Source organism: Streptomyces sp. NPDC093065, from assembly GCF_044754585.1.
In the GTDB taxonomy this organism is placed as follows: Bacteria; Actinomycetota; Actinomycetes; order Streptomycetales; family Streptomycetaceae; genus Streptomyces.
Map to the genome: position 1 here is coordinate 218,891 of NZ_JBIVPJ010000008.1, position 26,728 is coordinate 245,618.

Annotated in this window: 22 protein-coding genes and 1 pseudogene; 9 read left to right on the forward strand and 14 right to left on the reverse strand. The window is 69.3% G+C overall.

From position 1 onward, the window contains the following. Nucleotides 1–112: 112 nt before the first annotated feature. The 3 genes from ACIQFU_RS16910 to mshB all read right to left on the reverse strand — a co-directional run bounded on the left by ACIQFU_RS16910 (nucleotide 113) and on the right by mshB (nucleotide 3,941). Entirely contained in the window at nucleotides 113–2,479 is a 2,367-nt protein-coding gene (locus ACIQFU_RS16910) for a hypothetical protein (RefSeq protein ID WP_402552198.1), read from the reverse strand. A gap of 155 nt (nucleotides 2,480–2,634) precedes the next feature. After that, nucleotides 2,635–3,057 (reverse strand): DUF6113 family protein, encoded by a 423-nt coding sequence (locus ACIQFU_RS16915; protein WP_402552200.1) that lies wholly within the window; start codon nucleotides 3,055–3,057, stop codon nucleotides 2,635–2,637. Next, nucleotides 3,054–3,941, reverse strand: a complete 888-nt coding sequence (mshB, locus tag ACIQFU_RS16920; protein WP_402552201.1) for an N-acetyl-1-D-myo-inositol-2-amino-2-deoxy-alpha-D-glucopyranoside deacetylase — start codon at nucleotides 3,939–3,941, stop codon at nucleotides 3,054–3,056. The genes ACIQFU_RS16915 and mshB overlap by 4 nt, the downstream gene beginning before the upstream one ends. A 72-nt stretch (nucleotides 3,942–4,013) precedes the next feature. Here mshB and ACIQFU_RS16925 point away from each other — a divergent pair. Together ACIQFU_RS16925 and ACIQFU_RS16930 are read left to right on the forward strand one after the other, a co-directional pair. Continuing rightward, nucleotides 4,014–4,109, forward strand: a pseudogene (locus ACIQFU_RS16925) (transcriptional regulator); the annotation flags it as partial. After that, nucleotides 4,079–4,231 carry a DUF397 domain-containing protein gene (locus ACIQFU_RS16930; RefSeq protein ID WP_402552349.1) on the forward strand — a complete coding sequence of 51 codons (153 nt, stop codon included), beginning with the start codon at nucleotides 4,079–4,081 and terminating at the stop codon, nucleotides 4,229–4,231. The pseudogene ACIQFU_RS16925 and the gene ACIQFU_RS16930, both read left to right, overlap by 31 nt. Here ACIQFU_RS16930 and ACIQFU_RS16935 read toward each other — a convergent pair. Beyond that, the gene (locus ACIQFU_RS16935; protein ID WP_402552202.1) at nucleotides 4,221–4,415 is read right to left on the reverse strand and encodes a hypothetical protein; all 195 of its coding nucleotides are present in this window, start codon (nucleotides 4,413–4,415) and stop codon (nucleotides 4,221–4,223) included. The two genes, ACIQFU_RS16930 and ACIQFU_RS16935, sit on opposite strands and share 11 nt — an antisense overlap. A 186-nt stretch (nucleotides 4,416–4,601) precedes the next feature. On the opposite strand from ACIQFU_RS16935, the gene ACIQFU_RS16940 reads away from it, so the two are divergent. Continuing rightward, nucleotides 4,602–6,725 (forward strand): prolyl oligopeptidase family serine peptidase, encoded by a 2,124-nt coding sequence (locus ACIQFU_RS16940; RefSeq protein WP_402552204.1) that lies wholly within the window; start codon nucleotides 4,602–4,604, stop codon nucleotides 6,723–6,725. A gap of 58 nt (nucleotides 6,726–6,783) precedes the next feature. On the opposite strand, the gene ACIQFU_RS16945 is transcribed toward ACIQFU_RS16940, so the two are convergent. Genes ACIQFU_RS16945 through ACIQFU_RS16965 form a run of 5 tightly spaced genes read right to left on the reverse strand, consistent with a single transcriptional unit; the run spans nucleotide 6,784 to nucleotide 12,441 of the window. Beyond that, a complete protein-coding gene (locus ACIQFU_RS16945; protein WP_402552206.1) occupies nucleotides 6,784–7,911 on the reverse strand; it encodes an ABC transporter ATP-binding protein in 1,128 nt (375 codons plus the stop codon). Next, on the reverse strand, nucleotides 7,904–8,887 hold the full coding sequence (locus ACIQFU_RS16950; RefSeq protein ID WP_402552208.1) for an ABC transporter ATP-binding protein: 984 nt from the start codon (nucleotides 8,885–8,887) through the stop codon (nucleotides 7,904–7,906). The genes ACIQFU_RS16945 and ACIQFU_RS16950 overlap by 8 nt, the downstream gene beginning before the upstream one ends. A 9-nt stretch (nucleotides 8,888–8,896) precedes the next feature. After that, nucleotides 8,897–9,877, reverse strand: a complete 981-nt coding sequence (locus ACIQFU_RS16955; protein ID WP_402552210.1) for an ABC transporter permease — start codon at nucleotides 9,875–9,877, stop codon at nucleotides 8,897–8,899. Beyond that, a complete protein-coding gene (locus ACIQFU_RS16960; RefSeq protein WP_402552212.1) occupies nucleotides 9,870–10,793 on the reverse strand; it encodes an ABC transporter permease in 924 nt (307 codons plus the stop codon). The genes ACIQFU_RS16955 and ACIQFU_RS16960 overlap by 8 nt, the downstream gene beginning before the upstream one ends. 13 nt (nucleotides 10,794–10,806) lie before the next feature. Continuing rightward, nucleotides 10,807–12,441 carry an ABC transporter substrate-binding protein gene (locus tag ACIQFU_RS16965; protein WP_402552213.1) on the reverse strand — a complete coding sequence of 545 codons (1,635 nt, stop codon included), beginning with the start codon at nucleotides 12,439–12,441 and terminating at the stop codon, nucleotides 10,807–10,809. Nucleotides 12,442–12,620: 179 nt separating this feature from the next. On the opposite strand from ACIQFU_RS16965, the gene ACIQFU_RS16970 reads away from it, so the two are divergent. The 6 genes from ACIQFU_RS16970 to ACIQFU_RS16995 all read left to right on the forward strand — a co-directional run bounded on the left by ACIQFU_RS16970 (nucleotide 12,621) and on the right by ACIQFU_RS16995 (nucleotide 19,925). Then, nucleotides 12,621–13,073 carry a hypothetical protein gene (locus tag ACIQFU_RS16970; RefSeq protein WP_402552214.1) on the forward strand — a complete coding sequence of 151 codons (453 nt, stop codon included), beginning with the start codon at nucleotides 12,621–12,623 and terminating at the stop codon, nucleotides 13,071–13,073. Between the two features lie 729 nt (nucleotides 13,074–13,802). After that, on the forward strand, nucleotides 13,803–14,831 hold the full coding sequence (locus tag ACIQFU_RS16975) for an ABC transporter permease (RefSeq protein WP_402552216.1): 1,029 nt from the start codon (nucleotides 13,803–13,805) through the stop codon (nucleotides 14,829–14,831). A gap of 74 nt (nucleotides 14,832–14,905) precedes the next feature. Beyond that, on the forward strand, nucleotides 14,906–16,669 hold the full coding sequence (locus ACIQFU_RS16980; protein WP_402552217.1) for an ABC transporter substrate-binding protein: 1,764 nt from the start codon (nucleotides 14,906–14,908) through the stop codon (nucleotides 16,667–16,669). Between the two features lie 97 nt (nucleotides 16,670–16,766). Then, entirely contained in the window at nucleotides 16,767–17,747 is a 981-nt protein-coding gene (locus ACIQFU_RS16985) for an ABC transporter permease (protein WP_402552219.1), read from the forward strand. Nucleotides 17,748–17,820: 73 nt separating this feature from the next. Continuing rightward, the gene (locus ACIQFU_RS16990; protein WP_402552221.1) at nucleotides 17,821–18,858 is read left to right on the forward strand and encodes an ABC transporter ATP-binding protein; all 1,038 of its coding nucleotides are present in this window, start codon (nucleotides 17,821–17,823) and stop codon (nucleotides 18,856–18,858) included. 26 nt (nucleotides 18,859–18,884) lie between these two features. Beyond that, nucleotides 18,885–19,925, forward strand: a complete 1,041-nt coding sequence (locus tag ACIQFU_RS16995; protein ID WP_402552223.1) for an ABC transporter ATP-binding protein — start codon at nucleotides 18,885–18,887, stop codon at nucleotides 19,923–19,925. A 150-nt stretch (nucleotides 19,926–20,075) separates the two neighbouring features. Here ACIQFU_RS16995 and ACIQFU_RS17000 read toward each other — a convergent pair whose 3' ends face one another. The 5 genes from ACIQFU_RS17000 to ACIQFU_RS17020 all read right to left on the reverse strand — a co-directional run bounded on the left by ACIQFU_RS17000 (nucleotide 20,076) and on the right by ACIQFU_RS17020 (nucleotide 26,308). Further along, nucleotides 20,076–21,191 (reverse strand): ABC transporter ATP-binding protein, encoded by a 1,116-nt coding sequence (locus ACIQFU_RS17000; RefSeq protein WP_402552224.1) that lies wholly within the window; start codon nucleotides 21,189–21,191, stop codon nucleotides 20,076–20,078. A 12-nt stretch (nucleotides 21,192–21,203) separates the two neighbouring features. Beyond that, entirely contained in the window at nucleotides 21,204–22,265 is a 1,062-nt protein-coding gene (locus ACIQFU_RS17005) for an ABC transporter ATP-binding protein (protein ID WP_402552226.1), read from the reverse strand. Between the two features lie 9 nt (nucleotides 22,266–22,274). Then, the gene (locus ACIQFU_RS17010) at nucleotides 22,275–23,252 is read right to left on the reverse strand and encodes an ABC transporter permease (RefSeq protein ID WP_402552228.1); all 978 of its coding nucleotides are present in this window, start codon (nucleotides 23,250–23,252) and stop codon (nucleotides 22,275–22,277) included. A gap of 105 nt (nucleotides 23,253–23,357) precedes the next feature. Then, on the reverse strand, nucleotides 23,358–25,172 hold the full coding sequence (locus ACIQFU_RS17015) for an ABC transporter substrate-binding protein (protein WP_402552230.1): 1,815 nt from the start codon (nucleotides 25,170–25,172) through the stop codon (nucleotides 23,358–23,360). 101 nt (nucleotides 25,173–25,273) lie between these two features. After that, the gene (locus ACIQFU_RS17020) at nucleotides 25,274–26,308 is read right to left on the reverse strand and encodes an ABC transporter permease (protein ID WP_402552232.1); all 1,035 of its coding nucleotides are present in this window, start codon (nucleotides 26,306–26,308) and stop codon (nucleotides 25,274–25,276) included. Between the last annotated feature and the right edge of the window lie 420 nt (nucleotides 26,309–26,728).

Below are 26,728 nucleotides of genomic sequence, written 5' to 3' on the forward strand. Positions count from 1 at the left end.
CGGCAGTGTCGGCGGTCCGGGGTGCCGGATGACAGATGTCATGCGGTCGGCGGCCGCGTACGACGACAGGGGCGCCCGGCGGGTGCCGGGCGCCCCTGTCTCCGCGCCTGCGTCAGCTCGGGTCGGTGTCGATGACCGCCACCCGGTCGGTCTTGCTCTTCAGGGCCTGGCGCATGGCGCCGTAGACGTCCTGCGGGGTGACGGGCGTCTTGTCACCGTTGGCACGGGTGATGAGGACGCCGTCGAAGGTCTGGCCGTAGAGCTCCTTGAGGGCGTTCAGGTCGGGCTTGTCGACCAGCTTGCCGTCGACGGCCGTGACCCTGAGGAACTTCCACAGCGACTTCTCGGGACTCATCGGGATGGAGTGCGCCGGGTCCGTCTGCACGGTCACGCGGTCCGACATCGCCGGCTCCGCGAACTCCTTCAGCATCCGGTCGACCTCGGCCTTGGAGACCGTGGGCTGCTTGGTGGTCGTCGGCACGTTCACCGCGGTGGCGGCGCCCGTCTCCACCTGGGCGCGGTAGGCGGCCTGCACGGCCTCGGTCGACTTGGCGACGTCTATGCCCTTGCCGGCCTTGCCGTACACGGGGACGGCCTTGCCGGACTCGAACCTGATCGAGCCCTCGGTCACCGATCCGGCCCCGCCGGCGGCACCCTCCAGGGCGGCGTGCAGCTTCTCCTCGTCGACCGGCATGGCCGGTTCGACGACCCGTTTCTGGCCGAAGAGCGAGCCGATCACGGACACCGGGTTGTAGTCGCTCGTCGCCGCGTCGCTGGCCGTGGCCTGCGTGTCGAGCTGGAGTCCCGCCTGGTCGGGCTTCAGGGAGACGGTGTCGCCGCCCACGGTGAGCTTCAGCGGCTTGGCGGCGCGGGCGCCGAGGGCCTTGTCCAGCTTCTCGACGGCGTCGTCGCGGGTGCCGCCGCCGATGTCGACGCCGAGCACGGTGGTGCCCTTGGGCACGTCGGAGCGGTTCATCAGCAGACCGGCGCCGTAGGCGACACCGGCGACGACGACCAGGCCGCCGACGAGCAGCGGGAGCTTCCTGCGTCCCTTCTTCTTGGCGGGCTTGGCGGAGCCCGCCGGGGGCGTGGCGACCGGTTCGGGCAGCTTGGGCGGGGTGTGCGGCAGCGGTCCGTCGCCGGAGGCGGCCCTGAACGGCGCGTTGCGCTCGCCGGGTACGACGGGGATGCCGCTGGTGACGGTGTTGCCGGAGATGTTGTCCGGGTTGCCCATGCCGGGGGGAGCCGGCCGCTGCGGGGTGAGGATCGCGGTGTCGTCGCTGAGCCCGCCGCCGGGGCCGGGGCGGGCGGTGTCGGGACCGGGGCGGGCGGTGTCGGGACCGGGGCCGGGGCGGGCGGTGTCGGGACCGGGGCCGGCCGGCCCGCCGGGGGCACCGGGCCCACCCGGGCCGCGCAGGCCGTTCGGTGCGGGCTCGCGCTGACCGGCCGGCGCTCCGGGCCCACCGGGAATCCCGAGACCGTCGAGGTCGACGGCCGGGGGCGGCGTGAGCCTGCTGTCGCCGGTGGCCGGGCCGCTCGTCGGCCCCGCGGGACCCGGGGTGCCCGGGATGCCGCCACCGTACGGGGAGTGCCCGTTCAGGCCGTTCCGCTGGCCGGCGGGGGTGCCGGGGCCCTGGTCGGCCCGGCCCTCCCCCGCGAAGTCCGGCAGGTCGTCGCGGCGTGGTTCCTTACCGGCGCCGGTGCCCGGGCGGGAGCCGTTGCCGCCCAGCGGGCCGGCCGCCAGCGCCTCGGTCACGTCGAAGGAGCCGGTGCCGCCGCCGTGGCCGGGTGCCACGGGCCCGCCGGTCGCCCCGGAGCGGGCGGCGCCGCCCGCGGACCCGGTCCGGGAGCCGCCGGGTGCGTTCATGGAGCCGACGACACCACCGGGACGGCCACTCCCGCCGCCCGGTCGCGCACCGGCACCGGAAGCACCCGCGCCCGCGGGACCCGCACCCCGGGCGCCCGGCGCACCGGTTGCCGCCGGGCCGCCGGGGGCCGCCGCGGAACCGCCGGGCAGACCGGCGCCGTTGGTGGAGCCGCCGCCCTGAGTGCCTTTGCCCTGGCTCGACTTGCGGGGCGCGAACCAGTCGCTGGTCGGCTTCTCCTCGCCGGGCTGGGCGGGCTGAGCGGGCTCGGCGGGAGCCTCGGGGGCGCCCGCGGGCGCGGCGGCGGGGCTCGGCGCCGGTGCGGGCCGCTCCCCCGTCGTCGTCGCCTCCGTGTCGTCGGCGGCGTGGTCACCGTCCGCGACGGGCTTGCGCACGACGACCGGCGGAATGGGCCGTGACCCGGGGATGTTGATCCGGATGCGGGTCGTCAGCGTCGTCTCGGTCTTGCGCTCCTCCGGTCGCGTGGCCGAACGGCCCGCGTCCGCACCGGCGTCGGAAGCCGCGGGTGTCCCGTAGGGCGGGGTGCCCGAGGGGTATGCGGCTCCGCCGCGCCCGTGGGGCCCGGAGGACGAACTGTCAGTTTCACGGCTCAAGGCAGGTTCTCCCGATTGGCTCCGCCGCCCGTCACGCCTTCAGCGGGCGGCTCGGCGGCGCGCACCACCATACTGGCCACTTCTGACGCGTATCCCGTGACCGCCGGGGAAACCCACACGGGACTCGCACGCCCGCGGCACGGCGAAGCGGTACGTCACTTGCGAAGTCGGACTCGGTCGCCGTCCGGTTGCCTCACCGGCGCGAGGGTGGCGCAGATCACAGCAACGGCGATCCCGCCGAGCAGAAAGAGGTAGGAACCGATTCCGGCGGCGAAGAGGAAGTCGCCCTCCGGACGGCTGGTGGTGAGCAGCACCGCGGCGAGCGCCCAGCCGAGTGCGGGTGCCACGGCCCCACCCCGGCGCCCCACGGCGCGGCCCGCCCCGAGGCACAGCCCCGCCTCGGCGGCCAGGGCGAGCAGCAGCCCGCCCGGGAACCAGGCCGGCTGCAGCAGGGCGCCCGCCACCCCGAGGACGGCGCCGAGCACGAAGAGGCCCGCGTACAGGAGGCCCCGTCCGGGCGAGGGCGGGCGCAGCGGCTGGGCGAGTGCGGAGCCCGCCGGTGCGTTGCGGCCGCTCACGAGTCCTCCCCGGTCCCCACGGCGCCGGTGATCCCGGCGAACAGGTCGCTCTCGCGCGCCTCGCCGACGCCCCGCTCGCCGCGCACCAGTTCGTAGTACTCGGTGGTGAGAAGGGGCTGGGCCAGGTCGTTGGAGAGGACGAAGTACGGTTCGGCGACCGTGATCTGGGTGGCGTGCGCCCGCATCGCGGCGGCCTTGGCGGCGGCGTGCGCGGTGCCCTCGCCGCGGATCTCGGTGGTGATCAGCTCGTCGTCGACGACGCCCGGCACGTCCTCGACACCGGCCGCCTTCTCGAACGGCAGACCGGGCAACTCGTCGCGGAGCCGGGCGAAGGCGTCCTCGACGTGGGAGCGCGGTACCCGGTTCCAGTAGACCTTGGAGACGGGGCACCCGGACTCGGCCGCCAGCTCCACCGCCCGCATGGCGATGCGGTGGGCCTGGATGTGGTCGGGGTGGCCGTAGCCGCCGTTCGGGTCGTACGTGACGAGCACCTGGGGGCGCACCTCGCGGATCACGTCGACGAGCAGGGCCGCGGCCGCGTCGACGTCCGCCTGCCACAGGCAGCCGGGGTCGTCGTTGTCGGACAGCCCCATCATCCCGGAGTCGGTGAACCGCCCCGGCCCGCCGAGGAGCCGGAAGTCGTCGACGCCGAGCGCGCGCATGGCGTCGGCCAGCTCGGCCCTGCGGTGCGTGCCCAGGGCGGGCCCGCCGAGGTGCGCGAGTCCGGGCGGAATGACCTCGCCCCGCTCACCGAGGGTGCAGGTCACCAGCGTCACGTGTGCGCCCTCGGCCGCGTACCGGGCCATGGTGACGCCGTTGTTGATCGACTCGTCGTCCGGGTGCGCGTGCACCAGCAGCAGACGCCGGCCGGGGAGTTCCGTCATGCCCCCACCCTATGAGGCGCGGCCCCCGTCCTCACGCCCGCACGGGCCGTACGGAACTGGGGAGGGGGCGACATGTCGGTGGACGCCGGGGCGGACCAGGTCGACGAGCCGGGGTGGGAGGTGGACCCGGACGGCGACTGGACCCTGGCCGTGATCGCCACGGTGGGGTCGCCCTCGAACCCGGCACCGTCCACGTCCGCGACTCGAAGAACCTGGCGGACACCGGCCCCCGGCTCGCGCCGGCGCCGGAGGCCTGGGTCTGCTTCGTGGCCGGCGCGGTCAGAACTTGATGCTCCCGATCATCCCCGCGATGTTGGTCGTCAGCTCGCTGATCGTGGGTGCGATCGTCGACGAGGCCAGGTAGAAGCCGAGGAGCATGCACACCACCGCATGCGCCGCCTTCAAGCCTGACTTCCTGACCAGCAGGAAGACGATGATCGCCAGCAGCACAACCGCCGAAATCGAGAGTGCCACGGCGGCTCACCTCCAATGGGCCCAGGGACATGGGGGGTCGGTCGCAGTCGGTGCTCGGGGCAGATAAATCCACACAGGGGGTACCTGGTTGATACCCACTGTGTGCTAGTGATCATAACTATCCGTGCGCGCGCATCTCTCGGCGCACGGCCGCACAAGGGGGCGCATGGCCAATATGGTCGAGGCATGACGACCGAGTCCGACTCCTTCCCCAAACGGCACGCCCGCACCCAGCGGTTCACGCTCGGCGCGCCGCGTTCGTTCACCGTGGCACCCGACGGTTCACGGGTCGCCTTCCTGCGCTCCGGTACCGGTACGGACCGGGCCAATTCGCTGTGGATCCTCGACGTCGAGAAGGGTGGGGAGCGCGTGGCCGCCGACCCCCGCGCCCTTCTGGGCGGCGCCCAGGAGCGGCTGTCGCCCGAGGAACGCGCCCGGCGCGAGCGCAGCCGCGAGGGCGGCGCCGGAATCGTCGGCTACGCCACCGACACGGCGGTCGAACTGGCCTCCTTCGCGCTGTCGGGGCGGCTTTTCGCGGCCGAGCTGCGGGTCGGCACCGCGCGCGAACTGCCCGTCCCCGGCCCGGTGATCGACCCGCGCCCCTCCCCCGACGGCCGGCACATCGCCTACGTCGCCCGGGGCGCCCTGCGCGTCGTGGACGCCGAGGGGGACGGCGACCGGGCGCTGACCGAACCGGACGGCGAGGGCGTCACGTACGGGCTCGCCGAGTTCGTCGCGGCCGAGGAGATGGCGCGGGGCCGGGGCTTCTGGTGGAGCCCGGAGTCGGACCGGCTGCTGGTGGCACGCGTGGACGACACGCCGGTCCAGCGCTGGTGGATCTCCGACCCGGCCCACCCCGGACGTGATCCACAACACGTGCCGTATCCGGCGGCGGGTACCCCCAACGCGGACGTACGGCTGTTCGTCGTCGGCCTCGACGGGGGGCGCACGGAGGTTCTCTGGGACCGGGCGCGGTATCCGTATCTGGCGCGAGTGCACTGGTCAGCGGCGGGTGCGCCACTGCTTCTCGTACAGGCGCGCGACCAGCGCAGTCAGCTCTTCCTGGCGGTGGACCCCGAGTCCGGGACGACCCGGATGGTGCACGCCGACGAAGATCCAACTTGGCTGGAACTGTTCCCCGGCGTGCCCTGCTGGAGCCCCTCGGGGCAGCTCGTGCGGATCGCCGACGAGGGTGGTGCGCGGGTGCTGGCGGTCGGCGAACGGCCCCTCACCGGCGCCCAGTTGCACCTGCGGGCGGTGCTGGACGTCGGCGCCGACGACGTGCTCGTCTCCGCCTCGGCGGGCGAGGAGGCGCCCGACACGGAGATCGGCGAGGTGCACGTGTACCGGGTGAACGAACTCGGCGTGGAGCGCCTGTCCCAGGAGCCCGGCGTGCACTCGGCGGTGCGCGCGGGGGGCGTGACCGTACTCGTCTCCGCCGCCCTCGACCGGCCGGGGGCCCGGGTGCGGGTGCTGCGGGACGGGGAGCAGACGGCGACCGTCGCCTCGTATGCGGAAGACCCCGGTATGTCCCCGCGCGTGACGCTCACCCAGGGGGGCGCACGGCGTGTCCCGTGCGCCGTGCTTATGCCAACGGACTACCACGGTGACGCCCTCCTCCCCGTCCTCCTCGACCCCTACGGTGGTCCGCACGGCCAGCGCGTCGTGGCCGCGCACAACGCCCACCTCACCTCACAGTGGTTCGCCGACCAGGGGTTCGCGGTGGTCGTCGCCGACGGCCGGGGCACTCCGGGGCGGTCGCCCGCCTGGGAGAAGGCCGTCAAGGACGACGTGGCCGCCGTCGTGCTCCAGGACCAGGTGGACGCCCTCCAGGCACTCGCCGCCGACTTCCCGCTGGACCTGAACCGCGTCGCCATCCGCGGATGGTCCTTCGGCGGCTATCTCGCCGCGCTGGCGGCGCTGCGCCGGCCGGACGTCTTCCACGCCGCCGTCGTCGGCGCCCCGGTCACCGACCTCAGGCTCTACGACACCCACTACCAGGAGCGGTACCTCGGCCACCCCGGCGAACAGCCGGAGGTCTACCGCCGCAACTCGCTGATCGACGACGCCGGGCTGGTCGACGCCGCCGAGCCGCACCGGCCCATGATGGTCATCCACGGCCTCGCGGACGACAACGTGGTGGTCGCCCACTCACTGCGCCTGTCCTCGGCCCTGCTGGCGGCCGGCCGGCCGCACGAGGTGCTGCCGCTGTCCGGCGTCACGCACATGACCCCGCAGGAGTCCGTCGCCGAGAACCTGCTGCTGCTCCAGGTGGACTTCCTCAAACGGTCGCTGCCCGCACCGGCGTAGCGTCCGTCCGTTCGTCCGTCACGGGCCGGGGTCCCTGTCGCCCCGGCCCGCCGTCGTGTCACGCGCCTTCGCTGTCCTCCCGGTGCGAACCGTGCGGACCGCCCGCTTCGTGCGGCCCGCTCGCTCCATGCGTCCCATGCGTCCCGGTCTCCTCCGGCGGCACCACCTGCTTCTCCTCCGCGAAGTGGCAGGCGGAGTCGTGGGCGGCGGGTCCGGAGACCGAGCGGAACTCGGCGGGGACGGCGAGGGCCGGGACTTCCAGCGCGCAGCGTTCGCGGGCTTTCCAGCAGCGGGTGCGGAAGCGGCAGCCGGAGGGGATGTTGGTCGGGGAGGGGACGTCGCCGGTGAGGATGATGCGTTCGCGGTGTTCGCGGGCTTCCGGGTCGGGGACGGGGACGGCGGAGAGCAGGGCCTGGGTGTAGGGGTGGGTGGGGTGGTCGTAGATCTCGGCGTCGCGGCCGGTTTCCACGATGCGGCCCAGGTACATCACGCCGACCCGGTCGGAGATGTGGCGGACGATGGACAGGTCGTGGGCGATGAAGATGTAGGAGAGGTCGAACTCGTCCTGGAGGCGGGCCATCAGGTTGATCACCTGGGCCTGCACGGAGACGTCGAGGGCGGAGACCGGTTCGTCGGCGACGATGATCTCCGGGCGCAGGGCCAGGCCGCGGGCGATGCCGATGCGCTGGCGCTGGCCGCCGGAGAACTGGTGGGGGTAGCGGTTGATGTACTCGGGGTTGAGGCCGACCACGTCCAGGAGGTCCTGGACGCGGCTGCGCCGGTCGCCCTTCGGGGCGACCTCGGGGTGGATGTCGTACGCCTCGCCGATGATGTCGCCGACGGTCATGCGGGGGTTGAGGGAGGTGTAGGGGTCCTGGAAGACCATCTGGATGTTGCGGCGGACGGACTTGAGGGCCCTGCCCGACAGGCGGGTGATGTCCTCGCCCTTGTAGCGGATCTCGCCGGCCGTCGGACGTTCCAGGTTGACCAGCATCTTGGCGACCGTGGACTTGCCGCAGCCGGACTCCCCGACGATGCCCAGCGTCTCGCCCCGGGCCAGTTCGAAGTCCACGCCGTCGACCGCCTTCACCGCGCCGACCTGCTTCTTGAACAGGATGCCGGAGGTCAGCGGGTAGTGCTTGACCAGGCCGCGGACTTCGAGGATCGGCTCCGTGGTCTCAGCCATGCAGGCACTCCCTCCAGAAGTGGCAGGCGCTGCCCCGCCCGGCGTCGGACTCCGTGACGTCGTACAGGGGCGGTACGTCGGTGCGGCAGACGTCCTGGGCCATCGGGCAGCGGGGGTGGAAGGCGCAGCCGGGCGGGATGCGGGTGAGGTTGGGCGGCAGGCCCTTGATGGCGTACAGCTCCTGGCCCTTCTGGTCCAGGCGCGGGATCGACTCCAGCAGGCCGCGGGTGTAGGGGTGGGCCGGGGCCTTGTAGATGTCGTGGACCGGGGCGGTCTCGACGATGCGGCCCGCGTACATGACGGCGATCTTGTCGGCGACGTCGGCGACGACGCCGAGGTCGTGGGTGATGAGGATCAGGCCCATGTGCAGTTCGCGCTGGAGTTCCGCGAGCAGGTCCATGACCTGGGCCTGGACGGTGACGTCCAGGGCGGTGGTCGGCTCGTCGGCGATGATCAGCTTGGGTTCCAGAGCCATCGCCATCGCGATCATGATGCGCTGACGCATGCCCCCGGAGAACTGGTGCGGGTACTGCCGCACCCGCTCCTTCGCGGCCGGGATGCGGACCCGGTCCATCAGCTCGACGGCCCTGGCGTGGGCGTCCTTGCGGGACATGCCGCGGTGCACGGTGAACATCTCGGCGAGCTGGGCGCCGACGGTCAGGACGGGGTTCAGCGAGGAAAGCGCGTCCTGGAAGATCATCGCCATCTCGGCACCGCGGACCTTCCGGCGCTCCTCCTCCTTGAGTTTCAGCAGGTCCCGGCCCTCGAAGAGGATCTCCCCCGCGGTGACCCGGCCCGGCGGGATGTCGAGGATGCCCATGACGGTCTGCGCGGTGACGGACTTGCCGGACCCGGACTCGCCGAGCACCGCGAGGGTCTCGCCCGCGTCCACGCCGTAGCTGACACCGTTGACGGCCTTGGCGACCCCGTCCCGGGTGTGGAACTCGACGTGCAGGTCGCGCACTTCAAGCAGCATGGCGGCGGCTCACCTCAGCTTCGGGTCGAGGGCGTCGCGCACCGCGTCGCCGAGCATGATGAACGCGAGGACGGTGACGGCGAGCGCTCCGGAGGGCCAGAGCAGGGCGTGCGGGGCGTTGCGTACGTAGGGGGCGGCGGCGGAGATGTCGATGCCCCAGGAGACGCTGGGCGGCTTGAGGCCGACACCGAGGAAGGACAGGGTCGCCTCCAGGGAGATGTAGGTGCCGAGCGCGATGGTCGCCACGACGATGACCGGGGCGACGGCGTTGGGCGCGATGTGCCGCAGCAGGAGGCGGGAGTTGGAGGCGCCCAGGGCGCGGGCCGCCTGGACGTAGTCGTTCTGCTTGGCGGTGATGACCGAGCCTCGGGCGATGCGGGAGATCTGCGGCCAGCCCAGCAGCACGATGAAGCCGATGACCGGCCAGACGGTGTTGCTGGTGATGACGGAGAGCAGGACGAGACCGCCGAGGACGACGGGGATCGCGAAGAAGATGTCGGTGATGCGGGACAGGACCGCGTCCCCCGCGCCGCCGAAGAATCCGGCGAGTCCGCCGAGGACGCTGCCGAGGATCGCGACGCCGAGCGTGGCGAGGATGCCGACCGCGACGGAGGTGCGGGCGCCGTAGACGGTGCGGGTGTAGACGTCGCAGCCCTGGCCGTTGAAGCCGAAGGGGTGACCGGGCTGGGAGCCCTCCTGGGCCTTGGCCAGGTCGCACTTGAGGGGGCTGCCGGAGGCGATCAGGGACGGCCAGATGGAGATGACGACGAGGAAGAGGATCACCAGGGCCGAGATGATGAAGACGGGGTTGCGGCGCAGGTCGTGCCAGGCGTCGGACCAGAGGCTGCGGGGCTTGTCGCGCGGGTCCGCCCCGTCCGGCCCCGGGGGCTGCTCCAGCGTGACCGCCTCGCTGGTGCCGAGGTCCATCGTGCCGCCCATGCCGGTGCCGGCGACGGCGCGCTCGGGTTCGTACGGCTCCTGTTCAGGCATAGCGGATCCTCGGGTCGAGTACGGCGTACAGGAGGTCGACGACGAGGTTGGCGACGAGGAAGACGAGGACCAGGACGGTGACGAAGCCGACCACGGTCTGCGTGTTCTGGCGCAGGATGCCCTGGTAGAGCTGGTAGCCGACGCCGTGGATGTTGAAGATCCGCTCGGTGACGATGGCGCCGCCCATCAGCGCGCCGATGTCGGTGCCGATGAAGGTGACGACGGGGATGAGGGAGTTGCGCAGCAGGTGCCGGGTGATGACCCGGCGGCGCGGCAGGCCCTTGGCGATGGCCGTGCGGACGTAGTCGGAGCGCCGGTTCTCGGCGATGGAGGTGCGGGTCAGGCGGGTGACGTAGGCCAGCGAGACCGAGGCGAGGACCAGGCCGGGGACGATCAGCTCGCCGAAGGCCGCCTCGGAGGAGACGGCCGGATCGATCCAGCCCCACTTGACGCCGAGCAGCAGCTGGAGCAGCAGGCCGGTGACGAAGGTGGGGACGGAGATGACGACGAGGGTCAGCAGCAGCACCCCGGTGTCGACGGGGCGGCCGCGGCGCAGGCCGGTGACGACGCCGAGCACGATGCCGACGACGATCTCGAAGAGGATCGCGACGATGGTGAGCCGGATGGTGACGGGGAACGCCGTGCCCATCAGCTCGGTGACCGGCTGGCCGTTGAAGGCGGTGCCGAAGTCGCCGGTGAAGACGTTGCCCATGTAGGTGGCGTACTGCCGCCACACGGGCTGGTCGAGGCCGAACTCGTGCCGCAGTTGCGCGGCCGTCGCCGGATCGCACTCCCGGTCGCCGCACAGGCCCGCGATGGGGTCGCCCATCACGTTGACCATCAGGAAGATCAGCAGCGTGGCCCCGATGAAGACCGGGATCATCTGGAGCAGCCGCCGGACGACGTAGCGTCCCATGGAGACCGCCCCCTCAGCCGACCTTGATCTCGTTGTAGACCGGGACGCTGAACGGGTTGAGCTCGACGTCGGAGAGCCGGTCCGAGTAGCCGGCACTGCCGTTCTGGTACCAGAGCGGAATGGCCCCCATCTCGTCCCTCAGTACCTCCTCGGCCTGCTGGAAGGTCTTGACGGCCTCGGCGGTGTCGGTCTGGCCGTTGGCCTTGTCGACCAGGTCGTCGAACTTCTGGTTCGACCACTTGCCGTCGTTGGACGAGGCGTTGGTGTAGTAGAGCGGCTGGAGGAAGTTCTGGATGAGCGGGTAGTCCATCTGCCAGCCGGCGCGGAAGGGGCCGCTCATCTTCTTGTCGGTGATCTGGTTGCGGAAGTCGGCGAAGGTGCCGACCGGGTTGCCGGCGCAGGCGCGGTCGTTGTCCAGGGCGTTGTTGATGGAGTTGCAGACCGCGTCGACCCACTGCTTGTGGGAGCCGGTGTCGGCGTTGTAGGTGATCTTGACCTGTCCGCCGGGCAGCCCGCCGCCCTCCTTGACCAGCTTCTTGGCTTCCTCGGGGTTGTACTCGCAGGCGTCGCCGCACAGGCCCGGCTTGTAGCCGCCGTCCTCGCCGAGGACCGGTGAGGTCCAGTCCGTGGCCGGGGTGCGGGTCTGCTGGAAGATCGTGTCGGTGATCTGCTTGCGGTCGATGGCCATGGACAGGCCCTGACGGACCTTGTCGGAGCCGGACTTGTTCCAGTCGTTGTCGTAGAACGGGAAGGCGAGGGTCTGGATGATGCCGGCGGGGGTGTTGATGTACCGGTCGCCGAGGTCGTTCTTGACGTTCTTGAGCTGGGAGGCCGGGACGTCGTCGACGAGGTCGAGGTTGCCCGCGATCAGGTCGGTGTAGGCGGTGTTGTTGTCGGTGTAGACCTTGAGGTCCACACCGCCGTTCTGCGCCTTGTCCGGGCCGGGGTAGTCCGCCCACTTGCGCAGGGACATCTGCGAGCCGCGGGTGTAGTTGTCGACCTTGTACGGACCGTTGCCGACCGGCTTCTTCAGCCAGGCGTCGTGGTCGTCGAAGAACGCCTTGGGCAGCGGTGCGAAGGCGGCGTAGCCGAGGGTGTCGGGGAAGCTGGAGAACTTCTGGTTGAGCTTGACGGTGAAGGTGCGCGGGCCGGTCACCTTCAGTCCGGAGAGCGTGTCGGCGCTCTGCGAGCCGCTTTCGGGGTGCGCCTTGTCGTAGCCGTCGATGTACGCGAAGAAGTAGGCGTTGCGCTGGTTGTTCTTCAGGCTCGCGCCGTAGTTCCAGGCGTCCACGAAGGACTGGGCGGTGACCTTCTCGCCGTTGCTGAAGGTCCAGCCGTCCTTGACGGTGACGGTGAAGTTCTGCGAGTCGGAGGTCTCGATCTTCTCGGCGAGCATGTCCTTGGCCTCGCCGGTCTTCGGGTCGTACTTCTTCAGCCCGCGGAAGACCATGTCGAGGACCTTGCCGCCCTGCACCTCGTTGGTGTTGGCCGGCTCCAGCGGGTTCTGCGGGTCGCCCCAGGAGGAGCTGAGCACTCCGCCGCCGTCCCCACCGCTGCCGCCGTCCCCGCCCCCGCCGCCACAGCCCGTCGCCGCGAGGGCTACCGCCGCCGCGCAAGCGGCCCATTTGGCGTGCGTGGCTCCGCGCATGGAGTGCCTCCTCGTGCCCTGGTTCTCCTGTTGCCCCATTTCAGCCAATATCGATTGACGGTTGACTCTTCGCACATCCAGTCCCGCCATCCGGGGTGGATCACCCCTCGGAAAGGCCGCTGAAGGACGACGGAAAGCCCGCCGGAGGAATCCGGTCACCGAGGTCAGGCACGCGCCTGATGTCCCTGGGGGAGAGGAACGCGAACACGCCGGAGCGCAAGCACGTCGCGCAGCACGACGAGAAGCCGGCCGCCGTCACGACGGAGCTCCGGGAGACCGGTGACACCGTCGCCGCGCTGCACGCGGCGCGGGAGGCGGTCGACCAGGCACGGCACTCGGGTCGGCGCCTGATGCTGGCGCGTGCGCTCACCGTCCTCTCTGACGTCTGCGAGACCGTCGGTGACGTCCCGTCCGCCGCGGACCACCGGAGCGAGGCGGAGACCTTGTTCGACGCCGTGTCGGCACCCCGTCCCCGTGCCGCCCGGCCGGACCGGAGCCGCGCCGCCCAGGGGGTGCGCCCTCCGCTGCCGGACGACGCGGAGGAGCGCTTCGGTTACTACCGCGCCGGCCGCTTCGGCCTCACGCACGGCGGGCTCACGGAGGACGGGCTCACGGGGAGCCGAGCACTATGACGCCATGGCCGCCCACACCGGCCGGCCGCCGGGCACGACCTCTTCCCTGCTTCCGCGCTGTCGATCCTCGCGGTCCGCAGCCCCTGGCCGAAAGTCACGCGCGCGGCCTGCGCCCATACCGTCCGGACACCGGACAGGGGCCGGCCGTGGGACAGGGCGGGGCCCGCTCGTAGAACTCCAGGGCCGCCTCCTCCTCTCCCCGGCACCGCGCGTTCCTGGCCCGCCGGACGACGTCGCACGAGGTGCCCGGCGCAGCGACCGCCTGCAGCGCCTTGCGCAGCCGGGTCGCCAGGTTCACGCGGTCCCTGAAGGTCTTCGGCGGTCCGGTGTCGGCAGCACCCCCCCACTGTGCGGACCGGACGTTCGGGTTCTGCATGGATCACGCACGGGCGGCGCAGATTTCTCCCGACGGCCACGCAATGGATCACCGCAATGCGATGCGAAGTCGTTACTTCGCGACCTCCAGGTGTACGCATTCCGACGATCCAGCGTCCACATAACGAACACCTTGCCCGATTGGCCCAATTGGCCCAATGTAAGGCACGGATCGATCACGACGCGCTACACGCGTAACTACGGATCGACCAAAAAAAGGTAAAGAAGTTAAAGACAAGGTCAACTCAGGTCAGATTTTATTGACCTTGAACGAATTGCGTTGAAAAAGTCCGGCGTAGCCCGTAGGGGGACGCCCTGCGGAGTCATCAGACCCTCCCTTGGGCCAGGAGCACCATGACCCCCCCAACTCCATCAGCGGCCGCCCCGCTCGAGGTGACCGACGAAATCGTCGACAAGTCACCCATGCCCGCCACCCCAAAGGGCAGCGAAAGCCGTTCCCCCGGGCGCCTGGCCTGGATCCGCTTCAAGCGGGACAGGACGGGCGTCATATCGGCGGGCATCGTGATCTTCTTCTTTGCGATCGCGATCTTGGCCCCCTTGATCGCCAAGCTCTACGGCAAGGACCCGTACACCACCTACGCCAGTGACCGCCCGGAACTGCTGAACCCGTTCGCCTACCCGGCCGGCCCCAACGGCGGCATGAGCGGGGAGTTCTGGTTCGGCATCGAGCCGCAGCTCGGTCGCGACGTCTTCACGTTCCTGCTGTACGGCATCCGCACCTCGCTGGGGATCGCGCTGGCGGCCACGCTGCTGACGACGCTGCTCGGAGTGATCATAGGCACCGTCGCGGGGTACCTCGGCGGCAGGACGGACTACTTCATCGGCCGGGTCATCGACATCCTGCTGTCCTTCCCGTCGACCCTGTTCTTCATCGCGTTCATGCCGGTCGTCTACGCCCTGTTCGTGGCCGACGACGAGAACATCCCGACCTCCCTGCGGGCCGTCTCCCTCATCCTCGTCCTGGCGGGATTCGGCTGGGCCTCGCTCGCGCGACTGCTGCGCGGCCAGGTCCTCGGTCTGCGCGAGCGGGAGTTCGTCGAGGCGGCCAAGGTGACCGGCGCCTCCCCGTGGCGCATCGTGTTCAAGGAACTGCTGCCCAACCTGTGGACGCCTATCATCATCCAGTCCACGCTGATGCTCCCGGCGTTCGTGACCGCCGAGGCGGGCCTGGCCTTCCTCGGTGTCGGCATCATCGACCCGACCCCCGACTGGGGCGTCATGATCCAGCGCGGTGCCCAGTTCTACACCGAGGACATCACCTTCATGCTCTTCCCGGGCCTCTCCATGGTGATCTTCGTCCTCGCCTTCAACCTGCTGGGCGACTCGGTGCGCGACGCACTCGACCCGAAGTCCAAGCGCTGACCCAAGCTCCAACCGGCTCGTTCAACGCCGTCCGGCCGGCCGTCCCTTCTGCTCCCTTACTGGTAGGTAGACTCATGGCTTTCTCCCGCAGAAACTTCCTCATAGCCACCGGTGTGGTCGCGGCCTCCTCCTCCGTGCTGACCGCCTGCGGCGGTGGCGGCGGCGGTGGCGGTTCCGCCTCGAACGACGCTCCCAAGGTCAGCGGCTCCAAGACCACGGAGATCCCGGTCGGCACCAAGGCCGACTCCACCGGTCCGGCCCCCGAGGTCGAGGGCGCGGTCAAGGGCGGGACGATCTACTCGCTCGAGCAGTTCGACATGGACCACATGGACCCGGCCCAGATCTACGTCTCGACCGAGGCCGCCATCACCGTGCCGATCCTGCGCGGTCTGACCGGATACAAGCTCGACGGCAAGGGTGGCGTCACCCTGGTCGGCGACCTCGCCACCGACGCCGGCACCACGAAGGACGGCGGCAAGTCCTGGTCCTTCACCCTGAAGGACGGTCTGAAGTGGGAGGACGGCGCCGACATCACCATGGACGACGTCCGCCACACCTTCGAGCGCACCTTCGCCTCGTTCGTCACCGAGGGCCCGCGCTTCGTCCAGCAGTTCCTGGAGGGTGGCGACAAGTACAAGGGGCCCTACGAGGGGAAGTCCCTCGACTCCATCGAGATCGACGGCAAGACCGTCACCTTCCGCCTCAACGAGCCCCGCGGTGACTTCAACTTCACGCTCGCGATGCGCGGCTACGCCCTGGTGCCCAAGAAGAAGGACACCAAGGAGAAGTACGACAAGCAGCCCGTGTCCAGCGGCCCCTACCGGATCAAGAGCCGCAGCATCGGCAAGTCCATGACCTTCGTGCGCAACGAGCACTGGGACCCGAAGACGGACCCGATCCGCAACGCCTACCCGGACACGTTCGAGTTCACCTTCGGCTTCCAGCCGCTGGCGGCCACCGACCGCTACATCGCGGACAAGGGCAACGACCAGTACGCGGTGCCGATCTTCAACGAGGTCGCTGCCGAGCGCGTCGCCCAGGTGCTCACCAACGCGGAGATGAAGAAGCGCGTCCTCACCGCGGTCGACACGGCCACCTACTACTGGCCGATCAACACCACCCGGATCACGGACGTCAAGGTCCGCCAGGCCATCAACTACGCCTGGCCGCACCAGCAGCTTCAGACCATCCGCGGTGGTGCCTCGATCACCGAGATCGCCACCACGATCTTCAGCCCGGTGACGCCCGGATACACGAAGTTCGACCTCTACGGCACGACCAAGAAGCCCGGCGGCGACCCGGCCAAGGCCAAGGCGCTGCTCAAGGAGGCCGGCAAGGTCGGCCAGAAGCTGGTCATCGCCTACCAGCAGTCGGACAACGCGGTGAAGCAGGCCGTCGCGATCAAGAAGGCGTTGGAAGAGGCGGGCTTCAAGGTCGTCAACAAGCAGGTCGACAAGTCGACCTTCTACACGCAGATCGGCAAGATCGACAACGGCTTCGACCTGATGGCCGCCGGCTGGAGCCCGGACTGGCCGAACGGCTACTCGGTCTTCTACACCTGCTGGAGCGGTGAGAACATCGGCAACGGCCGCAGCAACTACGCCCAGTTGAACGACACCAGCGTCAACAAGGCTATCGAGGCCGCCTCCAAGATCACCGATTCGGAAGAAGCCAACAAGGCCTGGGGCGCCATCGACCGCCAGGTCATGGAGCTGGCGGCAGTCGTGCCCGACTACCACCCCATCCGCAACTGGATGTACGGCTCCAAGGTCGGCAACGTCGTGTACGACGCCGGCAACACCTGCGTCGCGCTCTGCAAGGTCTACGCCAAGAAGTAGGCAAGCGACCCACGGGGCGGCCCACATCTCAGGGCCGCCCCACAGCCCACCCCCCAACACCCCCGGCGACGGCGCCCCGTCCGGAAAGTCACGCCCCATGCCCCGCTTCCTCGTCCGCCGAGTCATCGGCGCGCTGGTCATCCTCCTGATCATCAGCGCCGTCACCTTCTGGCTCTTTTACGCCATCCCGCGTGACCCCGCCATGATGTCCTGCGGCAAGAACTGCACGCCGGAGAACCTGGAGCAGATCCGGAAGAACCTGGGCATCGACGAGCCGATCGTCATGCAGTACTGGCACTGGCTGGCCGGCATCTTCACGGGCCGCGACTACGGCGGCTACGGCTACTGCGACGCCCCGTGCCTCGGCTATTCCTTCGCCAACCGCGAGCCTGTCTTCGGCACGATCATGGACCGGCTGCCGCTGACGCTGTCGCTCGCCTTCGGCGCGTCCATCGTCTTCCTCGTCGTCGGCATCGGCGCGGGCATGCTCGCCGCGCTCAAGCAGGGCAAGTTCCTGGACAAGTTCGCCAGCTCGGTCTCGCTCCTCGGCTCCTCGCTGCAGATCTACTTCGTCGGCTACATCGCGATGTTCTTCCTCGTCGCCCAGCTCGGCATCCTGAGCCAGCCCTCGTACACCCCGCTCACCGACAATCCGGCCTCCTGGTTCTCCGGGCTGCTGCTGCCGTGGCTGGTGCTGTCGATCATCTTCACCGCCAACTACACCCGTATGACCCGCTCCCAGATGGTGGAGCAGCTGAGCGAGGACTACGTCCGCACGGCGCGAGCCAAGGGCCTGTCCCGGGCCAACGTGTTCTTCCGGTTCGCCTGGCGCGGCGCCATGGGCCCGATCGTCACCGTCTTCGGCATCGACCTGGGCACCCTGATCGGCGGCGCGATCATCACGGAGTCCGTCTTCAGCCTCCAGGGCATCGGCCGGCTCGCGATCCAGTCCGTCGACCAGAGTGACCTGCCCATGCTGCTCGGTGTGACCGTACTGTCGGCCGGCGCGATCGTCTTCTTCAACATCGTCGTCGACGCCGTCTACGCCCTCATCGACCCGCGCATCCGGCTCGCCTGACCTCCGTCGCCAAAGGCGCCCCCTCCCACCGCCCCACCCGGCTACCCCCCGCATCACCTCCTGGAGCGTCCCCGTGACGAGCACCGAACAGCAGCCCTTCCTCTCCGTCAGGGACCTGAAGGTCCACTTCTCCACCGAGGACGGCATCGTCAAGGCCGTCGACGGGCTCTCCTTCGACCTCGCCAAGGGCAAGACGCTCGGCATCGTCGGCGAATCGGGCTCGGGCAAGTCGGTCACCAACCTGACGATCCTGGGCCTGCACGACCGGGACCGCACCGCGATCGACGGCGAGATCCTCCTCGACGACAAGGATCTGCTCACCGCCACCGAGCGGGAGCTGGAGCGGCTGCGCGGCAACAAGATGTCCATGATCTTCCAGGACGCGCTGGCCTCGCTGTCGCCGTACCACACCATCGGCAAGCAGATCGGCGAGACGTACCGCAAGCACACCGGCGCCTCCAAGAAGGAGGCGCGCGCACGCGCGATCGAGATGCTGCGCCGGGTGGGCATCCCGCAGCCGGAGGTCCGGGTGGACGACTACCCGCACCAGTTCTCCGGCGGTATGCGCCAGCGCGCGATGATCGCCATGGCCCTGGCCTGCGACCCGGAGCTGCTCATCGCGGACGAGCCGACCACGGCCCTGGACGTGACGGTCCAGGCGCAGATCATGGACCTGCTCAAGGACCTCCAGCAGGAGTTCGGCACGGCCATCGTCTTCATCACGCACGACCTCGGCGTCATCGCCGACATCGCGGACGACGTCCTGGTGATGTACGGCGGCCGGTGCGTGGAGCGCGGCACCAAGGAGGAGGTGCTGCGCGACCCGCAGCACCCGTACACGCTGGGCCTGATGAGCTCCATGCCGAGCCTGGACGGACCGGTCGACGTGCCGCTTGAGCCGATCCCGGGCTCGCCGCCCTCGCTGCTCAACCCGCCCACCGGCTGCCGGTTCCACCCGCGGTGCGCCTTCGCCGAGAAGGTCGAGGGCGGGCTGTGCTCCTCCGAGCAGCCGGTGCTCACGGTGGTCGAGGGCCGCGGGTCCGCCTGCCACCTCCCCAAGGAGCAGCGCCGGGAGCTGTTCGCCGACTCCGTCGCACTGCGGCACAACTGACGTACAAGAGACAGGACTTCACCATCATGAGCAACGCGGAAACGCTCCTGGACGTCAGCGGCCTGACCAAGCACTTTCCGATCAAGGGCGGCTTCCCGATCCCGCGCACGGTAGGTGCGGTCCGGGCCGTGGACGGGCTCGACTTCACGGTCGGCGCGGGCGAGAGCCTGGGTCTGGTCGGCGAGTCCGGGTGCGGCAAGTCGACGACCGGCCGCCTGATCACCCGCCTGCTGGAGCCCACGGGCGGCAAGGTCCTCTACAAGGGCCAGGACATCACGCACGCGGGGCGCCGGGCGCTCGCGCCGATCCGGTCCGAGATCCAGATGATCTTCCAGGACCCGTACGCGTCCCTCAACCCGCGGCAGACGGTCGGCAAGATCATCGCCGGTCCGATGGAGATCAACGGCATCAACCCGGCCGGCGGCCGGGAGAACCGGGTGCGCGAGCTGCTGGAGATCGTGGGTCTCAACCCCGAGCACTTCAACCGCTTCCCGCACGAGTTCTCCGGCGGTCAGCGCCAGCGCATCGGCGTGGCCCGTGCCCTGGCCCTGGAGCCGGAGCTGATCGTGGCCGACGAGCCGGTCTCCGCCCTCGACGTGTCCATCCAGGCCCAGGTCGTCAACCTGCTCCAGAAGGTGCAGCGCGAGCTGGGCATCGCGTTCGTCTTCATCGCCCACGACCTCGCAGTGGTGCGGCACTTCTCGCAGCGCGTCGCGGTCATGTACCTGGGTAAGATCATGGAGATCGCCGACCGCGACGACCTGTACGACAACCCGCGTCATCCCTACACGCGCGCCCTCCTCTCCGCCGTGCCCGAGGCGACGGTGGAGGACACGCCCCGCGAGCGCATCCGGCTCGTCGGCGACGTGCCCTCGCCGATCAACCCGCCCTCGGGCTGCCGCTTCCGCACCCGCTGCTGGAAGGCGACGGAGAAGTGCGCCTCCGAGGCGCCGCCGCTGGTCCAGGTGGAGGGCAACAAGGCCGGGCACCTGACCGCGTGCCACTACCCCGAGACGGATGACGTACCCTCGCCCCGTCTCACCAAGAGCCCCGAGGCGGCCGCCTGACAACACCCCTTTTCTGTCGGCACCGCCTGCGGAAGGGACCGTCCAAGGCCCATTGACCCGAGCCCGGACTCGTCCGCTTCCAGGGAAACCGAGGGCCCGCGCCTCCCCAGGCACGGGCCCTCGGTCTGTCTCCTCGGCGGTGTGCCGGGTTCAGTCCTTCCCGGCGTCCTCCAGCGCGGTCAGCGCCGGGTCCAGGACGATGTCCTCGTCGCGGGCCGCGGTCGTCGGCTCCTCCGGGAAGTGGCAGGCGGTCAGGTGGCCCTCGTGGTTGCCGCCGATGCGGACCAGGGGAGGGACCTCGCTCGCGCACTTGTCCTGCGCCTTCCAGCAGCGGGTGCGGAAGCGGCAGCCGGAGGGCGGCATGATCGGTGACGGGACGTCGCCGGCGAGGCGGATGCGCTCGCGGTCCTCGGGCTCGTCGACCGTCGACACCTCGGGGACCGCCGACAGCAGCGCGTGGGTGTAGGGGTGCCGGGGCCGGTTGTAGATGGAGACCCGGTCGCCGACCTCGACCACCTTGCCGAGGTACATGACCGCGACGCGCTGCGAGAAGTGCCGCACCACGGCGAGGTCGTGGGCGATGAAGAGGAAGGCGATGCCGAGTTCCTGCTGCACCTTCTGGAGCAGGTTCACCACCTGCGCCTGGATCGAGACGTCGAGGGCGGATACCGGCTCGTCGGCCACGATCAGCTTCGGGTTGAGGGCCAGGGCGCGGGCCACGCCGATGCGCTGGCGCTGACCGCCGGAGAACTCGTGCGGGAAGCGGTTGAAGTGCTCGGGGTTGAGGCCCACGAGTTCGAGCAGCTCGCGGACCTTGTTGTCCCGGCCGCCCTTGGGGGCGATCCCGTTGACCTCCATGGGCGACTTGATGATCGTGCCGACGGTCTGCCGGGGATTCAGCGAGGAGTACGGGTCCTGGAAGATCATCTGGATCTCGGACCGGACGGGCGCCAGTTGCCTGCGTGAGGCGTGGGTGATGTCCCGGCCCGCGTACTCGATCTTCCCGCCGGTCGGTTCCAGGAGCCGGGTGATGAGCCGGCCCGTGGTGGACTTGCCACAGCCCGACTCGCCCACCAGGCCGACGCTCTCACCGGTGCCGACGGTCAGGTCGACGTCGTCCACGGCCTGGACGGCGCCGACCTTGCGTTTGATGGGGAAGCCGCCGTAGATGGGGAAGTGCTTGGTCAGGCTCTGGACCTTGAGCAGCACCTCGGAGGACGCGGAGACCGGGCCCTGCTGTACGGGAAGGGGGAGTTCGTCGCTCATGTCTCGGTCTCCCTAGCGCAGCCGGGGCTGGATCTTGTCGATGAAGAGGGTCTGCTTCTGCCCCGCCGTCAGATGGCAGGCTGCGGCGCGCCCCTCGCCGAGCGGCGGGCGCTCGGTGGCGCACCGGTCGCCGCCCACCTCGTCCGTGAACGCACAGCGCGGGTGGAAGGGGCAGCCGGAGGGCGGGTTGAGCATGCTGGGCGGCGACCCCGGGATCGGGCTGAGCGGCTGGTCGAGGCTGCCGCCGAGGCGTGGCATCGAGCTGAGCAGGCCCCAGGTGTAGGGGTGTCGCGGGCCGCGCAGCACCTCGGCGGCGCTGCCCCGCTCCACGGCCCGTCCCGCGTACATCACGAGCAGGTCGTCGGCCATGTCCGAGATGACGCCGAGGTCGTGGGTGATGAAGACGATGGCCGAGCCGAACTCCTGCTGGAGGTCCTTGAGCAGGTCCAGGATCTGTGCCTGGACGGTCACGTCCAGGGCGGTGGTCGGCTCGTCGGCGATCAGGAGGTCGGGGTCGCAGACCAGGGCCATGGCGATCATCGCGCGCTGGCGCATACCGCCGGAGAACTGGTGCGGGTAGTCGTCCACGCGGGACTTCGGCTGCGGGATGCCGACCTTGGTCAGCATCTCGATCGCCCGTGCCCGCGCTTCCCTCTTCGAGGCGCCGGTGTGCTTCATGTACGGCTCGGCGATCTGCCGGCCCACCGTGTAGTACGGCGACAGCGCGGTCAGCGGGTCCTGGAAGATCATGGCGACCTTGTTGCCGCGGAGCCGCTCCAGCTCCTTCTCGGTCGCCGTGACCAGTTCCTTGCCGTCGAGGACGATCTCGCCGTCGACCGTGGTCGTCTTGGGGTTGTGCAGGCCGAGCACGGTGAGGTTGGTGACGGACTTGCCCGAGCCCGACTCCCCCACGATGCCCAGGGTCCGTCCGCGCTCGACGTCGAAGGACAGGCCGTCGACCGCCTTGACGATGCCGTCCTCGGTGGAGAACCGCACCCGGAGGTCGCGGACCGAGAGGAAGGACTCCGGCCCGTTCGGGGCCGTCTCGCCTTCGGTCTTGGTCAGAGTACTCACGGTGTTCTCCTAGCTGAGCCGCACGCGCGGGTCGATGTATGCGTAGGCGAGGTCCACGACGATGTTCAGGAGGAGGATGAAGAAGGCCCCGAACAGCATGACCCCCATCGTCACCGGCAGGTCCTTGGTCAGCGACGAGTCGACCGCGAGACGGCCGATGCCGGCCAGGTCGAAGGTGAACTCCGTGACGACCGCCCCGGACAGCAGCGCGCTGAGGTCCATGCCGAGAATGGTGACGATCGGGATGAGCGAACCGCGCCAGGCGTAGCGGAAGAAGACGTAGCGCTGCCTCATGCCCTTGGCCCGTGCGGTGCGGACGTGCTCCTCCTGGAGCTGCTCGATCATGGTCGAGCGCGCCATACGGGTGTACTGCGCGGTGAAGATGGTGGCCATCACCGCCCAGGGGATGAGCAGCCCGGCCATCCAGGCGAACGGGTTCTCGGTGAACGGCTCGTACCTCGGGTTGTCCATGATCCCGGACTGGTACACGAGGACACCGAGGACGATCGGGCCGAGGAAGTAGATCTGGAACGAGCTGAGGACGATGGAGGCACCGCTGACGACCTTGTCCGCGGCGGTGCCGCGCTTCCAGGCGGCGAGCAGACCCGAGCCGAGGCCCAGGATCAGGAAGATGACCAGGCCTCCGATCGTCAGCGAGAGCGTCAGCGGGAACCGGTCCATGATCGAGTCCCAGACGAACTGGCCGCTGTCGAAGGACATGCCCAGGCACGGTGCGGAGCAGTGCCCCTGGGCGAAGTCACGACCGGTCACGATGCCCGACATGAACTCCCAGAACTGGGCGGTGATGGGTTTGTCCAGGCCGAGGTTCTCACGGATCACCGCGATGTTCTCGGGGGTGCAGTTCTTGCCGCAGGACAGCTCGGCGAAGTCCTGGGGGATCGTGTAGAACAGGAAGAAGGTGAAGGCGCCGATCAGGAAGATGATCACGAAGGCGCCGATCAACCTGCGAACGAGGAACTGAAGCATGGCAGGTGGATGCTCTCTTCGGGAACGCGGCGGCAGGAAGGGGAGGGCGTCGGTGGGGGTGCGCTCCGCCTGGCGCGCACCCCCACGGTCAGCCGGGCCGGAGGGCTACGGCTGCTTCAGGTACAGGTCGTTGATGTCGATGTAGTTCGACTCGGTGCTGTACCGCGCGCCACCGATGTTCGAGCCGTAGAGCTGCATCTGCTTCGAGTAGTAGACCGGGGCGGCCGGGTTGATCTCCTCCACGATGCGCTCGTGGGCCTGCTTCCAGGTCGCGGCGGCCTCCTCCGGCTCCTGCCTCAGAGCCTTCTTGATCAGCTCGTTGACCTGCTTGTCGTTGATGTGCGAGTAGTTGGACCCGCCGTCGGCGACCAGTTCACCGTCGTAGACCGGGGTGATGACCGTGGAGGCGGACGGCCAGTCCTGGCCCCAGCCGGTCATGTAGAGGTCGTACGGGTTCTTCAGCTTGCCGACCTGCTCGTAGAAGCTGGCCCGGTCGATCTCCTTGGCCTGGACGTCGAAGCCGATCTTCGCCAGAGCGTCCTTGATGATGACCATCTGGGCCTGGCCGCGCGGGGTGTTGGAGTAGGCGTAGGTGAGCTTCGTGCCCTCCTTGACTCCCGCCTCCTTCAGCAGCGCCTTGGCCTTCTCCGGGTCTCCGTTGGGCTTCTTCAGCTTGCCGAACGGGTCGTACTTCGGGTCGAAGTTGGGCAGGGTCGGTCCGAGGAGACCACCGGCGACCTCTCCGCCGTAGCGTCCGCCGTCCGCCTGGACCATGGACTGGTTGGGGAGCGCGTAGGTGATCGCGTCGCGGACCTTCTTGTCCTTGATGCGGTCGAGGTTGAAGGTCAGCTGCCAGACGTAGATCTGGTAGCCCTGGATGGTCCGCTTCTTCGCCGCCGGGTCGCCGATGACGGTCGACATCTGGGACGGGTCGACCGGGTCCGTGAACTGGATGGCGTTCTTGGCCTCGCCCTGGTCGGCGATCAGACGCTTGGTCTGGCTGGCCTGGTCGATGGTGCTGGTGAAGTTGTAGCCGTCGACGTACTGGTGACGCACCGAGTCCGTCTTGGCGTCCCACTGGTCGTTCTTGACCAGCTTCATGGACTTGCCGGGCTTGTACTCGGCGATCTTGTAGGGACCGAGGGACGCGGGGGCGGTGTCGTACTTCTCCTTGGTGTCCCGCTTCTCGGGCACGACGGCGTAGCCGGCCATCGCGAGGGCCTGCGGGAGGTCCGGGCGGGGCTGCGAGAAGTGGAAGACGACCGTCTTGTCGTCCGGCGTCTCCAGCACCGAGTCCGGCAGGTGCTTGCCCTTGTACGGGCCGTCGGGCAGCGCCTTGCGGTAGTCGTTGCCCGAGAGCCAGGACTGCACGAAGGTCGGCCCGTCGAAGATGACCTTGGAGTACAGGCGCTCGATGGTGTGGCGGACGTCCTTCGCCGTGATCGGGTTGCCCTGGTCGTCCTTGATGCCGTCCTTGAGCTTGTACGTCCAGGTCTTGCCGTCCTCGGAGGACTGACCCGAGTCGGTGGCGATGTCGCCGACGACGGTCAGATTGCCCTCGTCGTCCTCCTGGAAGTTCGTCAGACCGCGGTGGATCAGGTTGGCGAACTGGCCGGCGTCGCTGACGTAGATCTGGCCCGGGTCCATGTGGGTCAGGTCCGACTGCATGTAGACGTTGATGAACCCGCCGGGCTTCGCCCCGGGGACTTCCTCGGCCGGACCGTTGGACGCCGCGGAGTCGCCGTAGGCCACCGGGTCCTGCTGCTTGGCGGCGTCCTTCTGGTTCTTGGCGTCGCTCTTGCCCTTGCCGCCGCCCCCGTCGTTGTCGCCGGAGCAGCCGGTCAGCACCAGCGCGCCGGCCACGATGGCCACGGCTATGGCGCGCGTGGTGCGCGTGGTGCGGGTTCTGATGGGCTTCATGATGCCGATCCACCTGCCTGTAGATAGTTGTCCACGAGTGCTGCCTGACGGTCCGGAAGCCCGGCACGGGGGTGACAGCTCCCCCACCCACCAATGGACGTTTACCGTCCGGTCTTGGGGTCGAATGCGTCCCGGACGGAATCTCCGAGAAGGTTGAAGGAGAGAACGAAGACGACCAGAGCCACCCCCGGGAAGAACATGAACATCGGGTCCTGCTCGTAGACGTCGGCGCCGATGGCGAACATGCGGCCCCAGTCCGGGGTCGGTTCGACGAAGCCGACGCCGATGTACGACAGGAAGGCGATGGACAGGATCGTGCTCGGAAGGATGTAGGTGGCCTGCACGAGGATCGGCGTGACGATGTTCGGCAGGATCTCCTTGCGCACGATGCGCCAGGGAGAGGCACCGGACACCTTCGCCGCCTCCACGAACTCGCGCTCGCGCAGCGTCAGTACCGAGCCGCGCACCAGACGGGCCAGTCCCATCCAGCCGAGGAACCACATCACCAGGGTGATGGCCACGGCTCTGAGGTACGTGGGGGTCTCGTCCTGGGGGGAGACGAACATCGCGGTCACGACGGGCATGAAGGCGATGAAGAACAGCTGTTGCGGGAAGGCCAGGAAGAAGTCGGTGACCCGGCCCAGCCAGTAGTCGACGCGGCCGCCGAAGAAGCCGCTGACCATGCCGATGAGCACGCCGGTGAGGACGCACAGCGTCGTGACGAGCACGGCCATGTAGAGGGAGGTCCGGATGCCGTACAGCAGCATCGTGAATACGTCGCGTCCGAGCTTGGGTTCGACGCCGAACCAGAAGTCGCCGGACATGCCGCCGAAGGAGCCGGTGGGCATGGCGAAGTCGTCCAGCAGGAAGGGGAAGTCGGGCTCCTGGGCGTACAGCGTGTAGGGGTTCTTCCCGTAGGCCTTCGCGATGAGCGGTGCCAGCGCGGCGACGAGGAAGTACAGGATCACGATGCACGCGGAGACGACACCGGTCCGGTCGCGTTTGAAGCGCAGCCACATCAGCTGCCCGGGAGACCGGCCTTCGTGGGTCTTCGCCTCGACGGCTTTGACGGGCTCCGGAGCGTCGTCGGCGACGGCCGACGTTCCGCTGCCCTCGATGTCGATTGGACTTGTCACAATTCGCCCATTTCACAGGTGTGGGTGTGCCGGACCGGCGATCGGCGCAGGGTGTGCGCGATCGCGGAACGGATCACGAAGAAGCGTCTGGACATCCCGGGGAACGCGGGAAACCCGCAGCCGGACGCGCGTAGCCGGAAGACCGGACTTCAGCGGCCGGCCCGCTCCTCAGAATCGATCGCCGTCCATCCGGGCGCAGCCGGAAGCGACGGACCGTGTGACCCACCCGGTGTTCGTGACACCTCGCATGGGACTCCTCCTCATGACTCCACGTGTTCACCGACAGGAGGGGGCATGCGTCTGGCTTCCGACACCCCTGACGGAAGCTCAGTCACCCCCTGGTGCTCGTGAGTCGGGCACTGTCCCCACAGCGCTTGACCCATTGACCCGAGCGTTACGCGGCTAACTATCTGCCATGAG